Below are 21,953 nucleotides of genomic sequence, written 5' to 3'. Positions count from 1 at the left end.
CTTGTCATGAAAAAAATCTTATTTCAGGATACATCCTTTCGCGACGGGTTTCAGTCCGTTTTCGGCGCGAGGGTGCTTACAGAAGACTTCATTCCGGCGGTCGAGGCCGCTAGGGAAGCCGGGATAACCCACTTTGAGGCTGGCGGGGGAGCCAGGTTCCAGAGCCTGTTTCTTTACTGCGGTGAGTCCGCTTTTGATATGATGGACCGCTTCCGCGAAGCAGCGGGACCGGACGCTAACCTACAGACGCTTGCAAGGGGGATCAATGTTGTTGCCCTGTCCCAGCAGCCCAAGGACATGATAGATCTTCACGCCAGGATGTTCAAGAAACATGGCATAACTCACATAAGAAACTTCGACGCCTTAAATGACGTAAGAAACCTCGAGTACTCCGGTCAGTGCATAAAGAATGCGGGCCTGCACCACCAGGCGGTGGTAACGCTTATGGAGCTTCCTCCGGGCTGCGAAGGAGCCCACGACGTGGATTTCTATATAGACAGGCTGAGGAAAATACTTGATTCGGGGCTTCCCTACGATTCCATATGCTTCAAGGACGCTTCCGGAACATCGAATCCCAAAAAGATTTACGAGACCGTGAAGGCCGCGAGAAAGCTCGTCGGAGAAAACGTCATTCTCTGGGTGCACACTCACGAGACGGCCGCCCAGGGAGTCAACCAGTACATGGCCGGCATAAACGGCGGGTGCGACGGAATCTGCGTCGCGAGAGCACCCGTTTCCGGGGGAACCTCTCAGCCCGACCTTATATCCATGTGGAACGCCCTTAAGGGGACGGAGTACACCTTGGACGTGGACATAACCAAGGTTCTCGAGGCGAATTCCGTGTTCAAGGAATGCATGTCTGGCTATTATTTCCCGCCCGAAGCCCTTCGGGTCTCCTCGGAGGTTCTTCTCTCTCCGATGCCCGGCGGAGCGCTTACCGCAAACACCATGATGATGAGAGACACCGGCACCCTCGATCTTTACCCGCAGGTGATCGAGGCAATGAGCGAATGTGTTGCGAAGGGTGGATTCGGGACATCGGTTACCCCGGTTTCCCAGTTCTATTTCCAGCAGGCCTACGCCAACGTCACTCAGGGAACCTGGAAAAAGATCACCGATGGTTACGGGAACATGGTACTAGGCTACTTCGGACGCACGCCCGTCGAGCCCGACCCAGAAGTCGTGGCGATAGCGGAAGAGCAGATGGGCAAGCCCCGCTTTGAAGGCGACCCGCTCGATATACTTGAGCCCGGCATTCCGAAGGCAACCGAGATTCTCGAGAAAGAGAGCCTTCCCGTCACCGAGGAGAACATATTCATAGTCGGGGCGCTTCAGACCCAGGGCGGAAACAAGGGACTTGACTTTCTCAAGGGGAATTTCAGCGTCAACGTAAGAAAAGACAAGCCTGAAGAGCAGCCTCAGCAGAGACAAGGTCTTGGCACGAGCGTAGCGTCGAAGGTGTCCGGTACCGGGGAGAACTTCGTTATTACGGTTGACGGGAAAAGCTACAACGTAACCGTAAAGGAAGGAACTTCGGAAGTTGCTTCGGTAACCGAAGCTCCAGCCCCGAAAACATCCTCTGCGATGGATGAAGATTCTCCCGATGTTGTGGCCGTTACAGCGAGCGTGCCCGGCAACGTGTACAGGGTTCAGGTCAGCGTGGGTGACAAGATAAAGGAAAATCAGACGCTGATCATGCTTGAAGCCATGAAGATGGAAACTCCGGTTGCCTCTCCGTGCGACGGGGAAGTGGTGTCCATAGAGGTTGAACAGGGACAGGTAGTAGAGACGGGTCAGCTTATCCTGACCATTCTTCCCTCTTGAGCGCATGAAAAAATTCATACTTATTTTGGCGGTTCTTACTTTTTCCTTGGGAATGTTCGCCGGCGCACCCGACTGTCTCGGGGAGACGGTAAGCGACGTGGCGGTCTCTGGGGAGCAAACCAAGGAGCTTGCATCTTTTTCCCAGCTTTTGAAAAACGTGGCTACCAGTACCGGCATCTACGGATTTATTGCGGGCAACGCAATTTCCTGGGTTAACGGGTTCGGGATGTTTTTGATGATCCTGGTAGGATTTCTTCTTCTCTACTTGGGGATTGCGAAGAAATTCGAACCTCTTCTTCTGGTTACGATAGCTTTCGGGTGCATATTGGCCAACATTCCGCTTGCGGGGATAAATGACCCCGGCGGGGTACTTTACTACGTGTACGATGTCGGCATAAAGACCGGCATTTTCCCCCTTCTGATATTCATGGGAGTGGGGGCGCTTACCGATTTCGGTCCGCTTCTGGCCAACCCCAAGACGGTTCTTCTGGGAGGCGCTGCGCAGTTCGGGATTTTCACGACATTGCTCGGCGCGCTCGTGCTTGCCCAGTACGTGCCCGGAATCGATTTTTCCCTAAAAGACGCGGCGTCGATAGGAATAATAGGGTCAGCGGACGGACCGACCTCTATTTACATTTCTTCGCAGCTCTCCCCGAGGCTTCTCGGTGCGGTCTCGGTCGCCGCGTATTCCTACATGGCTCTCGTGCCGATAATCCAGCCCCCGATAATGAAAGCTCTTACTTCCCCTGAAGAGAGAAAAATAAGGATGAGCCAGCTTCGTCCGGTGGCGAAAAGGGAAAGAATAATGTTTCCGTTGATTGCTCTTACCCTCTGCCTCCTTTTTCTTCCATCCGCGGCGCCTCTAATAGGTTTTTTCGCTTTCGGCAACCTGATGAGGGAATGCGGAGTGGTCGACCGGCTCTCGGATACGACGAGAAACGCGCTTATCAACATCGTTACGATATTCCTCGGCCTCGGAGTCGGCTCGCAGCTTCTGGCCTCCGAATTTCTCTCCCTTGAGACTCTTGGCATACTTCTTCTGGGAATTGTGGCTTTCTGCATAGGCACGGCCTCCGGGGTGCTGATGGCCAAGCTTATGAATGTTTTCTCCGAAACCAAGATCAATCCCCTGATCGGTTCGGCAGGGGTTTCGGCGGTTCCAATGGCCGCTCGCGTCTCTCAGGATATGGGGGCCAGGGAAGATCCTCAGAATGTGCTTTTGATGCACGCTATGGGTCCGAACGTGGCCGGGGTTGTGGGTTCGGCCGTAGCGGCAGGAGTGCTGCTTGCGGTTTTCGCGTAAGTTTCTGATCTGCTACAAAGGATGTTTTTGCGGAATCTTCTATGAGATTTAAAGGACGCTCGGCGATTATTACAGGAGGGGGAACCGGAATCGGGGAGGCAACTGCGCTTTTGCTGGCGCGAAACGGGGCTAGGGTTCTTATTGCCGGCAGAAGGGAAGAGAAGCTGAAAGAACTGTGCGACAGGGCGGAGGAAGAGGGGCTTTCTATAGAATACAAGGTCTGTGACGTTTCAGTCGAGAGCGACTGCGCGGCCACCGTGAAGACCGCTTTTCGCGAGCACGGAAAGATCGACATTCTTTTTAACAACGCCGGTATCATTTTTTCCGGCCCCCTTCACGAAGTCGAAACCTCAAGGTTCCAGGAGATCTTCGATATAAACGTGAAGGGAGCGTTCATGATGTGCAAATATGCCATTCCTCATATGCTTTCTGCGGGCAGAGGCTTTATCGTCAACAACTCTTCTGTTATCGGGTTAAAGGGTTTTGCGGGACTTTCGGCCTATTCGGCATCCAAGGGGGCCCTTGTTCAGCTCACAAGAAGCATGGCCCTTGAGTACGCGGACAAGGGACTCAGGATAAATGCTGTCTGTCCTGGAGGGGTCTGGACACCGATGTTCGATTCCTATCTTGAGAGAGCCGAAGATGCCGAAGCGGCCCAGACTTTTATGGAATCTCTTCACCCCATGGGACGGCTGGCCGACCCGTACGAAATAGCTGAAGCGGTTCTGTTTCTCTGCGATGATAAGGTCATGTTCAACACGGGCTCAATGCTTTCAATTGACGGCGGCATTATAGCCAAGTGATTGCAGTGAAACGGTCTCGAAAAACAGCTTTTAGCTGTACCCGAAATTCACGGGACTCTATCAGTTGTTATGTCTTCTAAATCCGGAACGCTGAAAACCTGTCTCGTGCGGCCCCCCTCGGCGTCGTATGTGTAGACGGAATAGCAGCCCGCCCCTATGTCCCCGTTTTCATCAAACTCGATCGGTCCCGAGACTCCCTCGTAATTGATGTCGTCGTTGGCTGCGGTCTCATCCATAAGAGCCGCTGCACATTCGGCATAGGTTAAACAACGGTTTTCCCCTGCGGTAACCTCCGCCATTTCGGAGACGTATTCGGAAGGGTCGTTGCTTCCGGCGCTCAAGGCCGCGAGTGCTACTGCTACCACTGCGTCATAGGCATGGACGGCGAATCGAAGGGAAGGGAACATCTCTCGGTCAAATCGTTTTTCAAACTCGTCTTTTCTCTCGGGAGGATCCGGCAGGGAGCATGGAGTCGTGCTTTTGAAGCCCTCAACCGCGGCCGGGTTGTCCGGGTCCACGCGTTCATACAGATTTTCAACTGCGAATGAGTCGGAAATGTAGTATCTCGCGGCGGACGAAACGACCGTGGAGTCAAGCATGCCCTTTATTATCTTCCCTCCTTCGTCTATCGACAGGATTAGTATTATGGAACCTATGTTGCCGATTCCGCCTACCGCCTCGATATCGTCAAGCACGGCCTGGGTTTTCTCCTCGAACATTGGGTCGTCAGAATAGTATCGCTCGTACCAGACGACCTTGGCGGCGGGACGGTTTCGGGAAAGAAATTCCCTGTTGATCAGCTCCGTGAGTTTCACTCCGTAATTGTCGTTTCGATGGACTATCAGCACTTCGTCTCCGTTTCGGACTTCGGTCGCCAGGATTTTCGCCTGGAACGAATCCGTCGGAACGGTTCTGAAGAAAAAGTGCGCTTTCCCGGCTTGGGAAATTTCCCTGTTTTTTTCGGTCAGGGTAACGGAAGTTGCGGAGGGTGAAACCGCGACTAGCCCGTTCTCAACTAGGAAATCAAAAATTTCAACGGAACTCTGTGAAGTTCCAGGTCCGATTATCGCCTTCACGCCCATTTCCAGAAGTTCCATGGTCGAGGCAAGAGGAGTAGCGCCGTCTCCGGCGATAAGCTTTATGTTTCCGCCGGCTTCGTTAATGTCATCCCTTGCGAGTTCCGCGGCCTTTATTACCGAGGAAGGAGAATCGCTTGTCCGGAAAAGCGTTCCTATGCAGAAGGCATCTTCGCAGCCAGCGTCGACTTCGACTTGCTCGTTGGTTCCATCGCCGCATCCTGTGGAAAGAAGAAAGGAGGCAAAGACAAGAAACGCAATCGAAAGTGCTCCTTTCAGAATTCTCATGATGAACTTAACTGTCTCCCGCGCATGTCAAATTGAAATCACTTTTCCGGAAACGGAAACCCGAATCCATACTTTATTCCGATGAGAGTATAACCCTGAATACTTATGGGAACAAACGCTGGGTACCCTTATTCACATGGATTTTCCGATATGCAATCACCTCGCAAATAGGCTCCTTGTTTTCCGCAGTTGCGTCTTTTTAATTTCGGTTTTTGCCCTTGACGATTCGTAACAAGCGATTTAGAATAAGAGCTAATTGAAAATCATTCTCATTTAATAATTCTCATGATGAAAGATTTTGAATGCACTCAGGAATCGTATGCCAGAGAAGTTCTGCGGGAAAAGGGACTCAAGTCCACAGCACAGCGTCTAGCAGTCGTTCATGTTCTTCACACGAGCGGGAAATCGCTTTCGGTCGGCGAAATACACGACAGGGTGAAGGATATGCTCGGCGCCACGGGGCTTGCCACTATCTACAGAACCCTTGAGATGTTCGAGGACTTGGGCATCGTGAAGCGCCTTCATTTTCCCGACGGCCGTCACGGTTACGCGTTCTCCCAAGGCGAGCACGTTCATCATATGGTGTGCGTTGACTGCAGGGGGGTTTTCGATTTTCCCGAGTGTCCGGTGGAGAGCTTTGATTACTCTTCGATTGAAAAGCAGGGATTCAGAGTGAAGGATCATTTCATACAGCTTTTCGGCCAGTGCTTAAAGTGCGCGGAGGCGGCTTAACGATACAATGAATCAGGTAAGAATTCAGAGGTTCACCGATTATACCTCGATATCCCTTGCGGGTATCTGCGCCATCCACTGTTTTTTTACGCCGGTAGCGCTCATACTGTTCCCGGTCGTGGGTTCGACATTCGTGTTTGAAGAGATTTTCCACGAGTTGATGCTTTTTCTGGTCATTCCAGCAAGCGTGGTCGCCATGTTTCTTGGCTGCAGACGCCATAAGGATTTCACCGTGATCATGCTGGGGGGCGTGGGACTCTATTTTCTCCTAGTCGGAGCTTTCGCCGCTACGGGCTACGTAGAATCGATTCTTACTCTTATCGGCGCTTTTATCATGATTTCCGGCCACCTGCGCAATTTCAGGCTTTGCAGGAAATACTGCTGCGACCACTGATTCCCAAAGAAATTTAAAATTTTTTCTTGAAAACAGTTTTTTTTCGTGGATAATAACCATTCACTTTTTCGGGGGTTGCAATGGGAAAGTCGTTAAACAGAGTACTTGTCAAGATGAAAAGCACCGAGAGTCCTTACATCTATTACACGAAGAAAAACAAGATGAATACTCCGGACCGCCTTGAACTGAAAAAGTACGACCCGGTGATAAGAAAGCACGTCGTCTTTAAGGAGACCAAGTAGTCAGAGGATATACCCATGGCACGCCGTTGCGCTATAACAGGGAAAAAGCCCCTTTTCGGAAACAACGTCTCCCACGCGAACAACCACGTTAAAAGACGCCAGAATCCGAACCTGCACTGGAAGAGAATCTACGTTCCCGAGCTAGACAGGTACGTGAGAATAAGGATTTCTGCCCGTGCGCTGAGAACGATCACCAAAAAAGGCCTTATGCCTTACCTTAGGGATGAGGGCCTTACTCTCAGAGACATAACCCGCTGATCTCTCACTGATTTGCCAGATACGAAATAACGAACGGAAGAACCAGAAGAGAAACTGCGGTTCCGGCCACTATTATTGATGCGACCGTCTCGGAATCCCTGCCGTATTTCTCCGCGAGCACGAAGTTAAAAACCGCGGGAGGCATTGCGCACTCCAGAATAACCACTTTTGCTTCCACTCCCTTCAGGCCGACTGCGTTTACGAACAGCGCTCCGAGAATTACGCCGAGAAATATTCTGGCGGAGCCGAAGAAAAAGGAAAGCCAAAGTCTGGAGATCTTCATTTCGGAGAGTTTGTACCCGAGTGAGAAGAGCATTGCGGGTATGGTGATATCCCCGAGAAGGGCTACGGGCCTCTCGATAACTACCGGGATCTGAAAGCCGACCGAGTTTATGATTATTCCGGCTACGGTGGCGTATATAAGGGGAAGCCTGAATATCTCGCGCAGATGGTTCTTTCCGGACCCGAGAATCATAATTCCCACCGTATAGTGAAGCAGCATGGTCGAAACGACACAGAGTATCGCGATATTGAACCCATACTGTCCGAAGGCGAAAAGACAAAGGGGAAGTCCCAGGTTTCCCGTGTTCGCGAAAACCACGGGGGGCAGATATACCCTCGAGTCAAGCCGAAGCGCTTTTGTAAGTGCCCCGCCGATTATTATGGTAGAGAAAATGACCGCCGATATCGAGAGAAACAGCTTCGCCGTCACAGACGGGTCCATCGTGAAATCCGAGAGAGACGAGATTATCAGACACGGCGTGGTCACGTAGACCACAAGATCGTTGATTGAGGATATGTCTATTTTTTTCGTCCTGCTGAAGAGAAAACCCGCGGCGATTACAAGAAACGCCGGCAGGACGATGTTCGCAAGCTCTGGGATTGAGGAGAGAGTCATGTTCTGCGTTTTGCTGCGAAGAAAGCAAGCCGCATCCTTGACAAGCCCGATGCGGCGCCATGGAAGGTGCTCAGAATTTTACCACCGAAGCGCCCCAGGTAAAACCGGCTCCGAAAGCCGCGAACAGCACGAGGCTTCCTTCTCCTACGCTTCCCTGGCGAACCGCCTCGTCAAGGGCGAGCGGAATGGATGCCCCTGAGGTGTTCCCGTATTTGTCGAGGTTCGCGAACACTTTTTCCTCCGGGAAATCAAGTCTTTTCCTCACGGCTTCCAAAATCCTGTAGTTTGCCTGGTGCGGGACGAAGAGATCGATGTCCTTGGGGGAGATGTCTGCCTTGGCGATGGCGTCCACGGTTACCGACTCCATGCTCTTGACCGCGACTTTGAAAACATCGTTTCCCTTCATCTTTATGTACTGCTCTCTGGTCTTAAGCACTTCCTCGTCAATCGGAGTTCTCGATCCTCCCGCCGGGACGTAGAGAAGGTCCCAGTCATTTCCGTCCGAACTGAGAACGGATGAGAGAATTCCAGGTTCGTCAGAAGCGGTGAGAACCGCTGCGCCCGCCCCGTCACCGAAAAGTATGCAGGTTGAGCGATCCTCGAAGTCGGTGACTTTCGAGAGAACGTCCACGCCTATGGCGAGAATTTTCTCCGCGCCGCCCGATTTTATTATTCCCTCGGCAACATGAAGCGTATAGAGAAATCCCGAGCAGCCGGCCATAAGATCGAAGGCGTAAGCCTTCTTCGCTCCGAGGCGGCTCTGGAGAATGCAGCCTGTTGAGGGGAAGATGAAATCCGGGGTTATGGTTCCGACTATGATCACGTCGAGCTGCTGCGGGCTTACGCCGGCTGCCTTCAGTGCTTTTTCGGCGGCTCCATAGGCGACATCGGAGGCGGCGGTGTTTTCATCCGCGATTCTGCGTTCCTTTATCCCGGTTCTGGATGTAATCCACTCGTCGGAGGTATCGACCATCTTTTCCAGGTCTGAATTGGAAAGTACGGTTTCGGGAACCGAAGAACCGGTTCCTATGATCTTTGCGTATTTCAACTTGGAATTTTTCTCCAAAACGGTAAGCGCAATAATAGTTTAAAGCCCTAATTTTGTCAACCAGACTGTATGTGGGCGGTAACGATCTTTTTAAGCGGTTCTATCTCTGCCTCGGTCATCTCCGCCGTAATCGCGCAATGCGTATCATCGCAGAGAAAAATAAGGGAGAACACCCCGAGTCTCGCCAAGGTGGAGAGGAAAAAGGTCTCCTCCGAAGACTCGGTGAGGAAAAAGTACTCGTACTTCAGCCTGAGATTTTTGCCCGTCGTTATCCTTATTTCCATGGCGACCGAGGGAAATTCCTCTTTCTCGACCGCAAAAAACCGAGTTGATATTTTTCGGATATCGCCAAGCGTGGCGATTTTTTCCGGGCTTTCCTTGAAAATCATCAAACATTCCTCTTCCGTTGCGTGCGGTACGCAGCCGTAGAGGATTTGGGAGAGCGCTATCTGCAGTTCAACATCCTGCTCAAGCGTGTCATATGTTGTTTGAGGCGTCGAAAAGATGCTTGACATATTGTTTCATGAATCAGTATCATTAAAAGTAGGTTTAAGGTTTTTGCGGGCTTTAGATTAGTGGGCCTGGCATAATAGTATAAAGAGTATCAGGAGGATAGATAGTCTCATGACAATACAAGGCAATGAGTTAGTGCTGTTAGCTATCGTAATTCTTATCATAGGGATAGTCCTTATGTTAAATGAAGGAGGAGGTGGTGGGCAGCAGGCTGCCGAACCACCCGCTCCGCCTGAACCCCAAGAGCCCCAAGGCGATGTGGATCCTTTTCAGTCCGCACAGGGGGCGCCTCAGGAAGCGAGTGCTGCAGCTCCCGCGGCTCCCTCAGGAGAAGCGGATCCCTTTCAGGCCCCGCAATAACCCAAAAAAGTCTGCAGGTGGAAATGATTTTTCACGTTTAGAACCGAGTTGGCCTTCGGTCATTGCGTGAATATATGTGGGTGGGTAACACTCCCCAGTAGTTCAGTATTCCTAATCATAGGAGTGTTTCTTATGTCAAATGGAGGAGGAGACGCAGACCCTTTTCGGTCCGCGGTAGCACCTGCAAGCGCTGAAGCTCCTTCAGATTTCGAAGTTGCCCCGGTTGAAGTGGATCCTTTTCAGGCTCCGAAGTCTTAACCGAGAAAAGTCTGCAGATAGAAATGATTTTTCACGTTTAGAACCGAGTTGGCCCTCGGCTGTTGCGTGAATATGTCGGAGTGGGTTATTCCTGCCAGCAGTTCAATTCCGTCGACGATCCGGGGGGACGGTCTGCTGAAATAGGAGTTAGCGTCCACTATGTAGCAGTGACCTTTTTTTACCGCGCGCAGCGCATGCCATTGCCTTACCCCGCTTGTCACATCCTCTATCCCATCAAGCGTTTTCTCTACGTCAAACCCGCAGGGCATCAGGATCAGGTAGTCAGGCGATGACTCGAGTATCTCATCCCAGGTTGTTTTAAACGAAGGTTCTCCCGCCCTTGAGATTAGCGGTTCTCCCCCCGCCGTCTTTACCATCTCCGGCACCCAGTGCCCGGCGGCGTAAGGAGGGTCAAGCCACTCAAGGCAGAAAACCCCTGGCTGGTACCTTTCTCCCGAGAGCTTTTTCTCGACGCTCTCGATTCTTTTGCGAAGACCATCCACGATCTGTGAGGCTTTTTCCCTGGTTCCGGTGACCTCTCCCAGAAGCAGTATGGAATCCATTATTTCCCCGATGGTGGAGGGCTCGAGAGACAGTACTTCGGGGCTGTTCTCAAGAATCTCGCAGACTTCCGTTACCTCGTTTTCGGATACGGCGCAGACATCGCAAAGTCCCTGGGTTATGATAAGGTCCGGCTTTATCTCTCTAAGGCACTCCGAATCGATCAGGTAGACGCTTTTTCCCTCCAGGCGGCTTCGGCTTACAAATTCGTCTATGTGCGCGCTTGAGAGCTTTCCCTTTTCTTTGAGGATGCTGTTTACGACCACGGGCTTGCTGCGTGCCTGGGGCGGATAATCGCATTCGTGGGTTACTGCGACCAGGTCCTCTTCAAGTCCGAGGGCAAATACTATCTCAGTTGAACTGGGAAGAAGTGAACATATTCTCATGGCAGTTATTATACAATCCACTGGCAAGGACCCCCAAGCCCTTCGCCGGCATTTCTTTTTTTGCCGCTTCGGCGTGTAAAATAGTATCCGTGAAGATCGTAACAAGATTCGCTCCCAGCCCCACCGGCGCTCTTCATGTGGGAGCGGCCCGCACCGCCATTTTCAACTGGCTTTTCTCCGCGAGTCTCGGAGGAGATTTCCTGCTCAGAATCGAGGATACCGACCGCGCCCGCTCCGAGGAGAAATTCGAACGGCAGATTATCGAATCTCTTAAGTGGCTCGGACTTGAGTGGCAAGGGGAAATTGTTCGGCAGTCAGAGCGGCTCGATACTTACGGTCGGCTTGCCGAGCGGCTTATTGACGAGGACAAGGCGTACAGATGCTACGTTACTGCCGAGGAGCTTGGGCGCAGAAGAGAGGAGGCCAAGGAGAAAGGCGAGGTCTTCAGGTACAGAAGAGAATGGTCGCAACTCGGGGCGGCTCCTGGAAAACCCTACGCCGTGAGGCTTTCCGTGCCCCCCGGAGAGAAGATTTCCGTTGAGGACCTTGTCCGCGGCGGGATAGTTTTCAACTCTTCTGAAATAGAAGACTTCGTGATACTGAAAGCCGACGGATTTCCGACCTACAACTTCGCCGCGGCGGTTGATGACGCGCAGATGGATATATCTTACGTCATAAGGGGTGATGACCACATAATAAACGCCCCGAGACAGATACTGATAGCCGAGGCACTTGGCTTCTCAAAGCCGAAGCTTGCTCATGTTCCGATGATACTCGGTGCGGACGGAAAAAAACTCTCAAAGCGCCACGGTGCGGAATCCGTTACGGAGTACCGACTGCGCGGATATCTTCCGGAAGCGGTGCTTAATTATCTTGTGAGGCTGGGTTGGTCTTTCGGGGACCAGGAGATCTTCACAGCGCAGGAGCTTATTGAAAAATTCAGCCTGAAAGGCATCGGAAAATCTCCCTCGGTGTTTGACCCTCAGAAATTTCTCTGGCTTAACGGAAAATACTTGAGGGACCTGCCCGAGGAGAGCATATCAGAGAAAATAGTTCCTCTTATCACGCAAAAGGGACTTCCTAGGCCGTCTTCCGAACGGCTTTGTAAAGTAGTCGCGCAGATGCGGGAGCGTTCAGAGACTCTTAACGCAATAGTGGATCAGTCCCTTTACTTTTTCACCGACGATTTCGAGTACGACGAAAAGGCGGCGGAGAAGTTTCTAGTGGAGAGAAACGGCGAGATTTTCACGCTTCTGGCCGAGGAACTCTCCAACGTGGAGGATTTTTCCCATGATAATATTCATGGGGGTTTCGAGCGCGTGATGCAGCAAACGGGTCTCGGGCTCGGGAAAATAGCTCAGCCCGCTAGGGTTGCGCTTACCGGTTCTACGAAGAGTCCCGGGATTTTTGATGTTGTCGAGATACTGGGCAGAGACACCGTAGCGCTGCGCCTCGCGAGGGCAATTGACTTTATAAGCTCCCGCATCGCCTGAAGATGAAAATATACGGACTTACAGGAAATATAGGTTCGGGGAAATCGACTGTGGCGGGGATGCTGCGCGAGTTCGGGGCGTTCACTGTGGATGCAGACGAGGTGGCGAGGGAAATCGTGCGGCCCGGGGAGCCCGCGCTTTTGGAAATCGTCGACTGTTTCGGCCGAGAGGTTCTCTGCGCGGACGGGACGCTTGACCGCGGCGCCCTTGCTGAAAGAGTGTTTGCAAACGAGGAGGACCGCAAGCGGCTTAACGGGATAACCCATCCGAAGATTCTTGAGCGGATAAAGGAGAAAATGTCCGCCCGAAGTGGCGAACCGATTGTGTTTGTTGAGGCGTCGCTTATAGACCGCGGGGGCGGTGGTCTTGATGAATTGATCGACGGTCTGGTGGTAGTTACGTGTCCCGAAGAATTGAGGGAACGCAGGGTGGCGTCCCGTGACGGGATGTCGCCTGAGGAAATCCGCCGCCGCATGGATTCCCAGATGTCAGAAGAGGAAAAGGCTTCTCAGGCCGATTTTCTCATAAAAAACTCCTCCGGCATGGAGAATCTGCACGCCCAAGTCCATGCTCTGTTCGAGACTCTTTGCGCTGAGGAACCTTGAAACGGCGCCTCTGCGTGTTATGATTCACTGATCCGTTTTTAACTGTGAGTGGGTTGGAGTACATCCGATGAAAGAAAAAGTCAGAATTCTTGAAGATAAGGAAAAAGAGGCAAATCTGGGCGGCGGGGAAGCCAGAATCAAAAGACAGCATGATTCCGGCAAGCGCACAGCCCGCGAACGAATAACCGAGCTCCTTGACAGGGATACCTTCGTTGAACTTGACAAGTTTGTCCTGCACGACTGCACGGACTTCGGCATGGAGAAAAGGAGAATCCTCGGCGACGGCGTGGTCACGGGCTACGGAAAGATTGAAGGACGCCAGGTGTTTGTCTACGCTCAGGACTTTACGGTTTTCGGCGGTTCCCTGGGTCTTGAACAGGGAAAGAAGATATGCAAGATAATGGATCTGGCGCTTTCAACCGGGGCGCCGATCATTGGGCTTAATGATTCCGGCGGGGCAAGAATCCAGGAAGGGGTAAAGAGTCTCGGAGCGTACGGAGAGATATTTCTTCGGAACGTGATCTCCTCGGGAGTCATACCTCAGATATCCGCGATCATGGGCCCGTGTGCCGGGGGAGCGGTTTATTCCCCGGTAATGAACGATTTTACGATCATGTCGAAAAACACAAGCTACATGTTCGTTACAGGTCCCGACGTGATCAAGACCGTTACCCATGAAGAGGTCTCCTCAGAAGAACTCGGCGGCGCCATGGTTCACAATTCCGTAAGCGGCGTCGCGCATTTTGCCTCGGAGGATGACGACGACTCAATAGAGATAATAAAGGAACTCCTGGGTTTTCTCCCCTCAAACAACATGGAGGATCCTCCGGTGATTCCCTGCGATGACCCCGCGGACAGAAAAGAGACAAGTCTTCGCGGGCTTATCCCCGATAATCCCAACAAGCCTTATGACATACTGGATGTGGTTCGGCCCATAGTTGATCATTCGTATTTCTTCGAGGTGCAGGAACACTACGCAAAGAACATAGTGGTAGGGTTTGCGAGGATGAACGGACAGCCGGTCGGCGTGGTTGGAAACCAGCCCAAAGTGCTTGCGGGATGTCTTGACATAGACGCTTCGGTTAAGGCCGCCAGATTTGTAAGGTTCTGCGATGCCTTCAATATCCCTCTCCTTACCTTTGTTGACGTGCCGGGTTTTCTCCCGGGAACCTCGCAGGAATGGGGAGGAATCATAAGGCACGGCGCGAAACTGCTTTACGCCTACTGTGAGGCAACGGTTCCGAGAATTACCGTGATAACCAGAAAAGCCTACGGAGGTGCTTACGACGTCATGTCCTCGAAACATATAAGAGGAGACGTCAACCTTGCCTATCCCACCGCGGAAATCGCGGTCATGGGACCTGACGGGGCCGTGAACATAATTTCCCGGGGAGAGATAGCCGCTGCGGATGACCCGGACACAGAGAGAATCAGGCTCATTGAGGAGTACAAAAAGAATTTCGCGAATCCTTACCGCGCTGCGAGCTTGGGCTACATAGACGAGGTCATAAAGCCCGAGGACACGAGACCGAGAGTGATAGCTGCGCTTGAGATGCTGAACGGAAAAAGACAGACGCTTCCGCCGAAAAAGCATGGGAACATTCCCCTCTGAGCGGCCGGGTGAGAAAATGTTCAAAAAAATACTGATAGCAAACAGGGGAGAGATAGCGGTAAGAATCATCAGGGCCTGCCGGGAGCTTGGAATTGCTACGGTGGCAGTTTACTCGGACGCTGACAGAGACGCTCTTCACGTTATGCTTGCGGACGAGGCTTACCATATAGGACCGTCGAAACCCTCTGAGAGCTACTTGGTCGGGAAGAAGGTAGTTGCTGCAGCCAAGGAATCCGGGGCCGAAGCCATACACCCGGGATTCGGGTTTCTTTCCGAAAACGATTCCTTCGCCGAACTGTGCGAGAAAGAGGGCGTGGTTTTCATAGGACCTTCCGCGGAAGCGATAAGGCTTATGGGGGATAAAGTAACCGCGAGAAAGATAGCCAGAGAAGCGAACTTGCCCCTTGTTCCCGGATCTGAGGGAGCCGTATCCGATGTTGAAGCCTCTAGGGTGGCGAAGAAAATCGGCTACCCGGTAATGATAAAGGCCTCTGCAGGCGGGGGCGGAAAGGGAATGAGACTCGTTAATTCCAAGGAGGAGTTCGAATCGTCCCTTCGTATGGCCAGGAGTGAGGCGTTTTCCTCTTTTGGAGACGATTCGGTATTCATAGAAAAATTCATTCAGCAACCGAGACACGTCGAAGTCCAGGTTCTCGGAGACAGGCACGGAAACCTGCTGCACCTGTTCGAGCGCGAATGCTCGATACAGAGACGCCACCAGAAGGTGATAGAGGAAGCTCCCTCGGGATTCATAAGCCAGAAGACCAGAAAAAACATGTGCGAAGTTGCGCTTCGCATAGCAAAAGCGGTTGACTATTTCGGGGCCGGCACGGTCGAGTTCATAATGGATCAGGAGGAGAATTTCTACTTTCTTGAGATGAACACCAGAGTGCAGGTCGAGCACCCGGTTACGGAAATGATCACAGGACTCGATATAGTGAAATGGATGATAAGGATAGCTTCGGGGGAAAAGCTGCCTTTCAAGCAGTCTGCCATAAAAATGCAGGGCCATGCTCTTGAATGCAGGGTTTACGCCGAGGACCCGGCCACTAATTTTCTTCCCTCGCCGGGGCCCCTTCACTACGTGCGCGCTCCCAGCGGTCCGGGAGTGAGGGACGACTCGTCCGTTTACAGCGGCTGCGAGATAACGTCTTTTTACGATCCGATGCTCTCAAAGCTTGTCGTCTGGGGAAATTCCCGGGAAGATGCGGTAGACAGGATGCTCTCCGCCCTGAGGGAATACGTGGTTCTGGGAGTGAGAACCAATCTCGGATTTCTGATCAGGATGATGCGGGATCCGGAGTTCCGCAAGGCGCAGATTGACACAGGTTTTATAGAAAGACATCCAGAACTTCTTGTGCCCGAGGAGTCTGATTCTGAAGTTATACTCATGGCCGCCGCCGTTGCCATGAACGGCGGTTCGAACCAAATTGTGCAGGGGAAAACCGCTGCTTCTTCGGGCTGGAAACTTTTTGCCAGAAGGGTCGGCGTATCCGGGAATCCGCTGTTATGACTTATACTTTCAAACTGGGAAACAAAACCTACAAGGTGGCCTTCGAAGAGAAGGAAGGACTGAGCCTTTTCAGTATGGACGATGAGCAGAAGGAAATAGAATTTCTGCGTATAGACGAAAGCACCTATTCGATCCTGGTTGACAACAAGAGCATCACCGTAGGGATATTCAGGGAAGGAAAGAAAATACAGATTTTCTACGAAGGCGATCTCTACGAACTGGAAGCCGTTTCCGGAAGGGACGCTTCTCAGGCAGAAGGTACGGGGAGTCTTAACATAACGGCGCCGATGCACAGCAGGGTAGTGAAGATCCTTAAGAAGCAGGGAGACAGCATCGAGGTTGGGGACAGCGTCGTAGTGGTTGAGGCCATGAAAATGGAAAGCGAACTTAAAGCCTCCGCTTCGGGTGTCATAAGGGAAATAAGGGTTAAAGAAGGGGAGACGGTTGAAAAGGACTCTGTTCTGGTTGCACTCTCCGATAGTGAATAATCATCGGAAAGTGAGGTTGTTTTAAAGTGAAAAAAGTAGCTGCGCTTTTGTTTTTTGCTGTGGTGGCCGCGGCTGCGGTCCTCGGTCTTGTTTCCTGCCATGGGGATAGCGGCGAGGAGATTATGGTCGGCGTCGCCTTTCCCCTTACGGGAGTGTCAGAGGGGCTTGGGGGAAACATGAAAAAAGGCGTCGAGCTCGCCGTGGAGGAAATCAACGCGTCGGCGCTTCTCGGCGGGACGGATCTCCGTCCGGTTTTTGAGGATACCGAAGGTACCCCGGACGGTGCGGAGAGAGCTTTTAGGAAGCTTATCGGCGAGGACGCTGTGAGTGCGATAATCGGTCCGTGGAGTTCCAGCTCGATGAGAAGAATCGCCCCGCTCGTGAACGAAAGCAATGTGGTGGCCATAAGTCCGACCTCCGCCGCGAGTCCGGACGGAATCACCGCTCCCGGCGATTTCATATTCCGCACTTCCCTTACCGTGGACAAAATGGTTCCCGAAGGGATAAGGAAAACCAAAGGCGCTCTGGAGTATTCAAAAGCGGCGACCATAGTCAACATGGACGACACTTTCTCCATGAGCAGCAACGACAAGGTGCTTGAGGAGCTTGCGAAGTCCCCGGACGTGGAAGTCGTGGAAGAGCAGAGTTTCAGCCGAGCAAAGAACGACTCCCTTCCCGATCTCACGGAGCAGTTACGCGCCATAAAGGACTCGGGTGCGGATGTGGTATTCGTTTCGGCTCTTTCGCCGGGGCGCCAGGGGGTAATAGTCAAGGCCCGCGAGACGGGCATAACAGCCTCCCTGATCGTGATTGGGCTCACGGAGACGGACGTGGCGGAGGCCGAAAAGAAGCTGACGGGGTCGACCGAAGGTGTCATTGCGGTTACGAACTGGGTAACCGACAGCACGCCCCGGAGCGTGGATTTCGTCGGGAAATACAAGGAGAAATACGAAGAGGACCCCGACGCGTACTCGGCGCGCTCCTACGCTTCCACCCAAATACTGGCCGCCGCCATTGCGCGCGCCTCAACATCCAGTCCGGAGGATATCAGGGCGGCCCTGCAGATGATCGGTCCGGAATCCGCTCTGGACGACACTATTTTCGGGAAATTCTATTTCGACGAGAACGGGGATGGGGTCCACAGCTTCGTGGTAAGGATAGTCCGCGGCGGCAAGTTCGAAGCCCTCGAGTAATCTCGTTATTCAGGCCTGTCAGCACGATTTTGATCCTGAGCGTCTGAACGGATATCCTTCTTGGGGGATAGATAGTTATCATGTGGAACTTTAACGCGAAAAAAATAACCGTCTTTATGTCTGCTGCCGTCGTCTTCGCAGTCCTGCTTCTCGGTTCTTTCTCCTGCGGCCAGAACGAAACCGAAGAGGTTGGCGTCGGCGTTGTTGTTCCCCTTACCGGTCCGCTTTCCTCAAACGGCCTGCAGATGAAAAACGGCATGGAGCTTGCCCTTGGGGAAATTAACGGGTCGCCACTGCTTGGCGGAAAAGAAATCAGGTTCATAATTGAGGATTCCGAGGGTACCCCAGACGGCGCCGAGAGAGCCTACAGAAAACTTATTGAGCAAGATGGAGTGGTCGCCGTTCTTGGTCCTTTTACGTCGAGCGCCACCGAAAGAATCATTCCAGTCGCGCAGCAAAATGGGGTTGTGGCTTTCAGTCCCACATCCGCGGCGCGCGGTCTCAGTGCCAGAAGCGAATTTGCCTTCCGTGCATCTCTCACCGTCGACCCGCTTGTGCAGTCTGGCGTCGTGGTTACCAGAGAGCAACTGCGTTACAATAACGTAGCCACGATAGTTAATGAAGCTGATGCTTTTTCCTCAAGTAACCACGAAAAGGTAAAAGAGGAGCTTGAAAAGCATGGTGTCAGGGTCGTGAGCGAGCAAACTTATTCTCGACCAACCGGTGCACTTCCCGACCTGACTAGCCAGTTAACCGACATAATAAATGCCGTTCCTCCGCCCGAGGCTCTTTTCATATCGGCTCTGGCTCCGGGCCGCAGAGGAGTCATGACTCAGGCACGGCGGCTCGGAATGGATATGAATGTTCCTTTTCTGATTACCCTGGCTACTCAAGATGATGTGAGAGAAGCTGCAGATGCGGCCGAGGGCGCTATTACCTTTACGACCTGGATTGCGGACATTGACACACCCGAGAACCGCAGGTTTCTTAAAAATTTCCGGGCAAAATACGGCGAACCCGATGCTTTCGCCGCACTGTCCTACGCATCTACCTATATACTGGCCGAGGCCATCGCCGATGCCTCTTCAATCGACCCAGAGGCTATACGCGACGCAATGGCCGATATCAGGGCGGACACGCTTTTAGGCGAGTTCTATTTTGACCGTTACGGGGATGCGGTTTACGAGCCGATTGTAGGAATAGTAGAAAACGGAAGGTTCAAGGTCTTCGGGCAGTAGTTAAACTAGAGGTTGAACCTGATTTTCGGCTTTCAGAAATTTTTATCGAGCAACCGGCACCGTTGCGGGATTTTCAAACTGTCGTTATGAAAAGATCGAAAGAATTTCTTCCGATTCTCTGCATTTTCCTTTTCATTTCCTGCGGTTCTGGAAACAGGGCCCCCGACGCCGCAGATATTTCCCGCAAGGACACGCTTAACATAAATATCGGCACCGAACCTCCCACGCTTGACTGGTCTCTCGCTACCGATGTCACATCTTTTACAATCATAGAGAACATAATGGACGGTCTCGCGGCGTTTGATGAAAAATACGAACCCGTACCCGCTCTCGCGCGAAGCTGGCGGGTAAGCGAGGATGGAAGGACTTATACCTTTAAAATAAGGGAAAAAGTCTTGTGGACGGATGGAAAGCCCCTTAAGGCCGGGGATTTCCTTTATTCCTGGGAAAGGATTCTTCGGCCCGAAACCGCCGGAAGTTACGCTTATTTCCTTTTCGACATACAAAACGCAAGGAAGTTCAATTCCGGGGAGATAAAGGATTTCGGCGAAGTCGGGGTAAAAGCCCCGGATGACCATACCCTTATTGTTACTCTTGAAAAGCCGAGGGCCTATTTTCTGAGCCTAGTCACTTTCATGTCCACTTTTCCGATGAGAAAGGATATTGTTGAGAAATACGGAACTAGGTGGACTGAAGCAGCAAACATAGTCACTCTGGGACCTTACAGATTGAAAGAATGGAAGCATCATAAGGAGGTTCTTATCGAGGAGTATGAAAGCTACTGGGGAGACAAACCCAAAAGCGCCAAAAAAGTGAAGATGATAATGAACGAAAACCCCGTATCCACTCTCGCCCTTTATGAGAGCGGGGAACTCGATTTTCTTGACAGCAAGGGAATTCCCCTGCTTGAGGTTCCAAGGGTCAGAAAGCTTCCGGATTTTAAGCAGAGCGTGGTTTTCAGAAACAACTACATAGGGTTTAACACCAAGAAAGCTCCGTTTGACAATCCTCTGGTGAGAAAGGCTTTTGCGAGTTCGATAGACAGGGAAAGCCTCGCCGGACTTCTCCAAGGGGCGGGAGTGCCCGTAACTTCATGGATACCGATTGACATGCTTGCCCACAATCCCCGGATCGGTATTTCGTTTGATGTGCACAAGGCGAGGAAATTTCTTGAGATGGCTGGTTATCCGGGCGGAGAGAATTTTCCGAAGACCGCTTTCCTTTATCCGGATACCGGAAACAACAGAATTGTAGCCGAGGCGTTCCAGAGCCTGTGGAAGGAGCATCTCGGCATCGAGGTGAAGCTCGTGAATCAGGAATGGACCGTATATCTAAGCACGCTCAGAACGGATCCACCGCCCGTATTCAGGGCTGGATGGCAGGCGGATTTTCCGGATCCTCACAATTTCATGAATCTCTTTGAATGTGGAAGCGGGAATAACCGTACCAAGTGGTGCAATCCGGAGTACGATCGATTAGTGGAGAAGGCAGCCGGGATTCTGGATCGCGGGCAAAGAACGAACCTTTACAACAGTGCCCAGAGAATTCTTACGGAAACCGACGTTCCAATAGTTCCTTATCTTAACTCGGTTCAGCAGAACATGATCAAGCCGTACGTAAAAGGGCTTGAACCTGACCGTCTGAATTTCCTTTACTTCAGCAGAGTCGAGTTTGTGGACCATCTTACATCCGGCGAACGCTGAGGGTCCGGGACGGACATCTCCACGGGTTAATCAATAACACCTATCCTCGTGGTTACCTTTTTCGTATTTCTTGCGACCAGTTTTGCTATCATTAGCCCTGCCAGAAACCAGGCGATGAGACTGTCAATGACGATGACCGCTACGTAGTGAGTAGGAAAACCAAACCAGTTCCAGTAAGGAAAATGGCTTATAAGCCCTATTGCCGCCCCGATAGAGGCAACAAACCCCACCCGTCCCCAGTAACTCAGGCCAGCTGTCTGGGAGAGCAGACAGATAACGATCAGAACGCTTACGAGGTCGCCGAGGAACTGGATCAGAAGCTGATTTGCCATGCTGGGGGGATAGGGCGTTTACGAAGGCAGCAGTTTCCCCTGCCTCGTGATCCTTATGCGAGAACGGCAGATAGTAAATGCCCGGTTTCGGGGCATTTGCCTCTATGACTCTGGCAACCTCGGGTTCGTTTGTAAATTTATTAGCTGCCATCTGGTGCCATGGAAGAACCATCCATGACACTGAGCCCCAGGCCAAAAGAATTATTGCGGAAATTATAACAGCGGCCGTTTTCTTCAAAAGCGCTTTCCCTCAGAGTTCTTAAACCCGGCTATTCCACCAACCGCACATTTCTATACTAACTAGTGTCTGTCAGAGAAGGTCTAACTCACTGAAATAAAACAAATAATCATTGATTTTCTATGGTGAAGATTCTCCATATGTGGTAGAATTATACTTGAATTATCAACATATTGAGCCATTTCAAAGAATCTTCGGAGAACTCACCATGAGAAAGATAAAGAACCTTCAGCTCGAACTCGCGGGAACGCCGATTGAGAAGATACGCTTCAATCCGAAATCCCGGGACGATATTCCCGCAATACTGATAGGATTGCAGCACATATACACGAATCCTGAGACAAGGGAGAAGCTGTTTTCCCTGCTTGAAGAGAAGTTTCTTCCCGAAGTTGACCTTCGCACGGGCCGTCCCGGAATGGACATATGGAGGGTCGTTGTGCTCGGGGTAATGAAGCAGGGACTTGACTGTGATTATGACCGACTTCATCACCTTGCTAACAATGATATGTTGCTTCGTCAGATGCTGGGTCACAGCGGTTACTCAGACAACTATGAGTACGGACTTCAGACAATAATAGACAACGTGTCGCTGCT

23 protein-coding genes are annotated in these 21,953 nt (G+C 51.8%); 17 read left to right on the top strand and 6 right to left on the bottom strand.

Annotated elements, in window-relative coordinates:
- Positions 1 to 6 precede the first annotated feature (6 nt).
- The 3 genes from OXG10_00710 to OXG10_00700 all read left to right on the top strand — a co-directional run bounded on the left by OXG10_00710 (position 7) and on the right by OXG10_00700 (position 3,930).
- Entirely contained in the window at positions 7 to 1,824 is a 1,818-nt protein-coding gene (locus OXG10_00710; GenBank protein ID MCY3825893.1) for a biotin/lipoyl-binding protein, read from the top strand.
- Positions 1,825 to 2,050: 226 nt separating this feature from the next.
- Positions 2,051 to 3,127: a sodium ion-translocating decarboxylase subunit beta gene (locus OXG10_00705; protein ID MCY3825892.1), complete on the top strand. Its 1,077-nt coding sequence runs from the start codon at positions 2,051 to 2,053 to the stop codon at positions 3,125 to 3,127.
- 41 nt (positions 3,128 to 3,168) lie between these two features.
- Positions 3,169 to 3,930: an SDR family NAD(P)-dependent oxidoreductase gene (locus OXG10_00700; protein MCY3825891.1), complete on the top strand. Its 762-nt coding sequence runs from the start codon at positions 3,169 to 3,171 to the stop codon at positions 3,928 to 3,930.
- 47 nt (positions 3,931 to 3,977) lie between these two features.
- Here the strand turns inward: OXG10_00700 and OXG10_00695 are convergent, their stop codons facing one another.
- Positions 3,978 to 5,294, bottom strand: coding sequence for an ABC transporter substrate-binding protein (locus OXG10_00695; GenBank protein ID MCY3825890.1), 1,317 nt, complete (start codon positions 5,292 to 5,294; stop codon positions 3,978 to 3,980).
- Between the two features lie 288 nt (positions 5,295 to 5,582).
- Between OXG10_00695 and OXG10_00690 the strand changes: the two genes are divergently transcribed.
- The 4 genes from OXG10_00690 to rpmB all read left to right on the top strand — a co-directional run bounded on the left by OXG10_00690 (position 5,583) and on the right by rpmB (position 6,920).
- A complete protein-coding gene (locus OXG10_00690) occupies positions 5,583 to 6,026 on the top strand; it encodes a Fur family transcriptional regulator (GenBank protein ID MCY3825889.1) in 444 nt (147 codons plus the stop codon).
- Between the two features lie 7 nt (positions 6,027 to 6,033).
- Positions 6,034 to 6,420 carry a MerC domain-containing protein gene (locus OXG10_00685; GenBank protein MCY3825888.1) on the top strand — a complete coding sequence of 129 codons (387 nt, stop codon included), beginning with the start codon at positions 6,034 to 6,036 and terminating at the stop codon, positions 6,418 to 6,420.
- An 80-nt stretch (positions 6,421 to 6,500) separates the two neighbouring features.
- On the top strand, positions 6,501 to 6,662 hold the full coding sequence (rpmG, locus tag OXG10_00680) for a 50S ribosomal protein L33 (protein MCY3825887.1): 162 nt from the start codon (positions 6,501 to 6,503) through the stop codon (positions 6,660 to 6,662).
- A gap of 15 nt (positions 6,663 to 6,677) precedes the next feature.
- Entirely contained in the window at positions 6,678 to 6,920 is a 243-nt protein-coding gene (gene rpmB, locus OXG10_00675) for a 50S ribosomal protein L28 (protein MCY3825886.1), read from the top strand.
- A 4-nt stretch (positions 6,921 to 6,924) separates the two neighbouring features.
- On the opposite strand, the gene OXG10_00670 is transcribed toward rpmB, so the two are convergent.
- From OXG10_00670 to OXG10_00660, 3 genes are all read right to left on the bottom strand, one after another.
- Positions 6,925 to 7,818 carry an AEC family transporter gene (locus OXG10_00670; GenBank protein MCY3825885.1) on the bottom strand — a complete coding sequence of 298 codons (894 nt, stop codon included), beginning with the start codon at positions 7,816 to 7,818 and terminating at the stop codon, positions 6,925 to 6,927.
- A gap of 70 nt (positions 7,819 to 7,888) precedes the next feature.
- Positions 7,889 to 8,866, bottom strand: a complete 978-nt coding sequence (locus tag OXG10_00665; protein MCY3825884.1) for a ketoacyl-ACP synthase III — start codon at positions 8,864 to 8,866, stop codon at positions 7,889 to 7,891.
- Between the two features lie 56 nt (positions 8,867 to 8,922).
- Positions 8,923 to 9,381, bottom strand: coding sequence for a hypothetical protein (locus OXG10_00660; GenBank protein MCY3825883.1), 459 nt, complete (start codon positions 9,379 to 9,381; stop codon positions 8,923 to 8,925).
- Between the two features lie 109 nt (positions 9,382 to 9,490).
- On the opposite strand from OXG10_00660, the gene OXG10_00655 reads away from it, so the two are divergent.
- Positions 9,491 to 9,739, top strand: a complete 249-nt coding sequence (locus tag OXG10_00655) for a hypothetical protein (GenBank protein ID MCY3825882.1) — start codon at positions 9,491 to 9,493, stop codon at positions 9,737 to 9,739.
- Between the two features lie 254 nt (positions 9,740 to 9,993).
- On the opposite strand, the gene OXG10_00650 is transcribed toward OXG10_00655, so the two are convergent.
- A complete protein-coding gene (locus OXG10_00650) occupies positions 9,994 to 10,944 on the bottom strand; it encodes a cobalamin-binding protein (GenBank protein MCY3825881.1) in 951 nt (316 codons plus the stop codon).
- 89 nt (positions 10,945 to 11,033) lie between these two features.
- Between OXG10_00650 and gltX the strand changes: the two genes are divergently transcribed.
- The 8 genes from gltX (at position 11,034) to OXG10_00610 (ending at position 20,789) form a co-directional block, all read left to right on the top strand.
- Positions 11,034 to 12,437 carry a glutamate--tRNA ligase gene (gene gltX / locus OXG10_00645; GenBank protein ID MCY3825880.1) on the top strand — a complete coding sequence of 468 codons (1,404 nt, stop codon included), beginning with the start codon at positions 11,034 to 11,036 and terminating at the stop codon, positions 12,435 to 12,437.
- Positions 12,438 to 12,439: 2 nt separating this feature from the next.
- A complete protein-coding gene (gene coaE / locus OXG10_00640) occupies positions 12,440 to 13,042 on the top strand; it encodes a dephospho-CoA kinase (protein MCY3825879.1) in 603 nt (200 codons plus the stop codon).
- 67 nt (positions 13,043 to 13,109) lie between these two features.
- On the top strand, positions 13,110 to 14,654 hold the full coding sequence (locus OXG10_00635; GenBank protein MCY3825878.1) for an acyl-CoA carboxylase subunit beta: 1,545 nt from the start codon (positions 13,110 to 13,112) through the stop codon (positions 14,652 to 14,654).
- A 16-nt stretch (positions 14,655 to 14,670) separates the two neighbouring features.
- Positions 14,671 to 16,167 carry an acetyl-CoA carboxylase biotin carboxylase subunit gene (gene accC, locus OXG10_00630; GenBank protein ID MCY3825877.1) on the top strand — a complete coding sequence of 499 codons (1,497 nt, stop codon included), beginning with the start codon at positions 14,671 to 14,673 and terminating at the stop codon, positions 16,165 to 16,167.
- Positions 16,164 to 16,655, top strand: coding sequence for a hypothetical protein (locus tag OXG10_00625; GenBank protein MCY3825876.1), 492 nt, complete (start codon positions 16,164 to 16,166; stop codon positions 16,653 to 16,655). Before accC ends, OXG10_00625 begins: the two co-directional genes overlap by 4 nt.
- Positions 16,656 to 16,681: 26 nt before the next feature.
- A complete protein-coding gene (locus OXG10_00620; protein ID MCY3825875.1) occupies positions 16,682 to 17,848 on the top strand; it encodes an ABC transporter substrate-binding protein in 1,167 nt (388 codons plus the stop codon).
- Between the two features lie 80 nt (positions 17,849 to 17,928).
- Positions 17,929 to 19,086 carry an ABC transporter substrate-binding protein gene (locus OXG10_00615; protein ID MCY3825874.1) on the top strand — a complete coding sequence of 386 codons (1,158 nt, stop codon included), beginning with the start codon at positions 17,929 to 17,931 and terminating at the stop codon, positions 19,084 to 19,086.
- A gap of 86 nt (positions 19,087 to 19,172) precedes the next feature.
- Positions 19,173 to 20,789 (top strand): peptide ABC transporter substrate-binding protein, encoded by a 1,617-nt coding sequence (locus OXG10_00610; GenBank protein MCY3825873.1) that lies wholly within the window; start codon positions 19,173 to 19,175, stop codon positions 20,787 to 20,789.
- Positions 20,790 to 20,815: 26 nt separating this feature from the next.
- Here OXG10_00610 and OXG10_00605 read toward each other — a convergent pair whose 3' ends face one another.
- The gene (locus OXG10_00605; GenBank protein MCY3825872.1) at positions 20,816 to 21,121 is read right to left on the bottom strand and encodes a hypothetical protein; all 306 of its coding nucleotides are present in this window, start codon (positions 21,119 to 21,121) and stop codon (positions 20,816 to 20,818) included.
- A gap of 446 nt (positions 21,122 to 21,567) precedes the next feature.
- On the opposite strand from OXG10_00605, the gene OXG10_00600 reads away from it, so the two are divergent.
- Positions 21,568 to 21,953 (top strand): ISNCY family transposase (locus OXG10_00600; GenBank protein ID MCY3825871.1); only part of this gene is annotated, 386 nt, incomplete at its 3' end.

Source organism: Candidatus Dadabacteria bacterium, assembly GCA_026706695.1.
GTDB lineage: Bacteria > Desulfobacterota_D > UBA1144 > Nemesobacterales > Nemesobacteraceae > Nemesobacter.
Note: the sequence above shows the minus strand (reverse complement) of the source record. Positions and strands in the feature narration are given on the sequence as shown.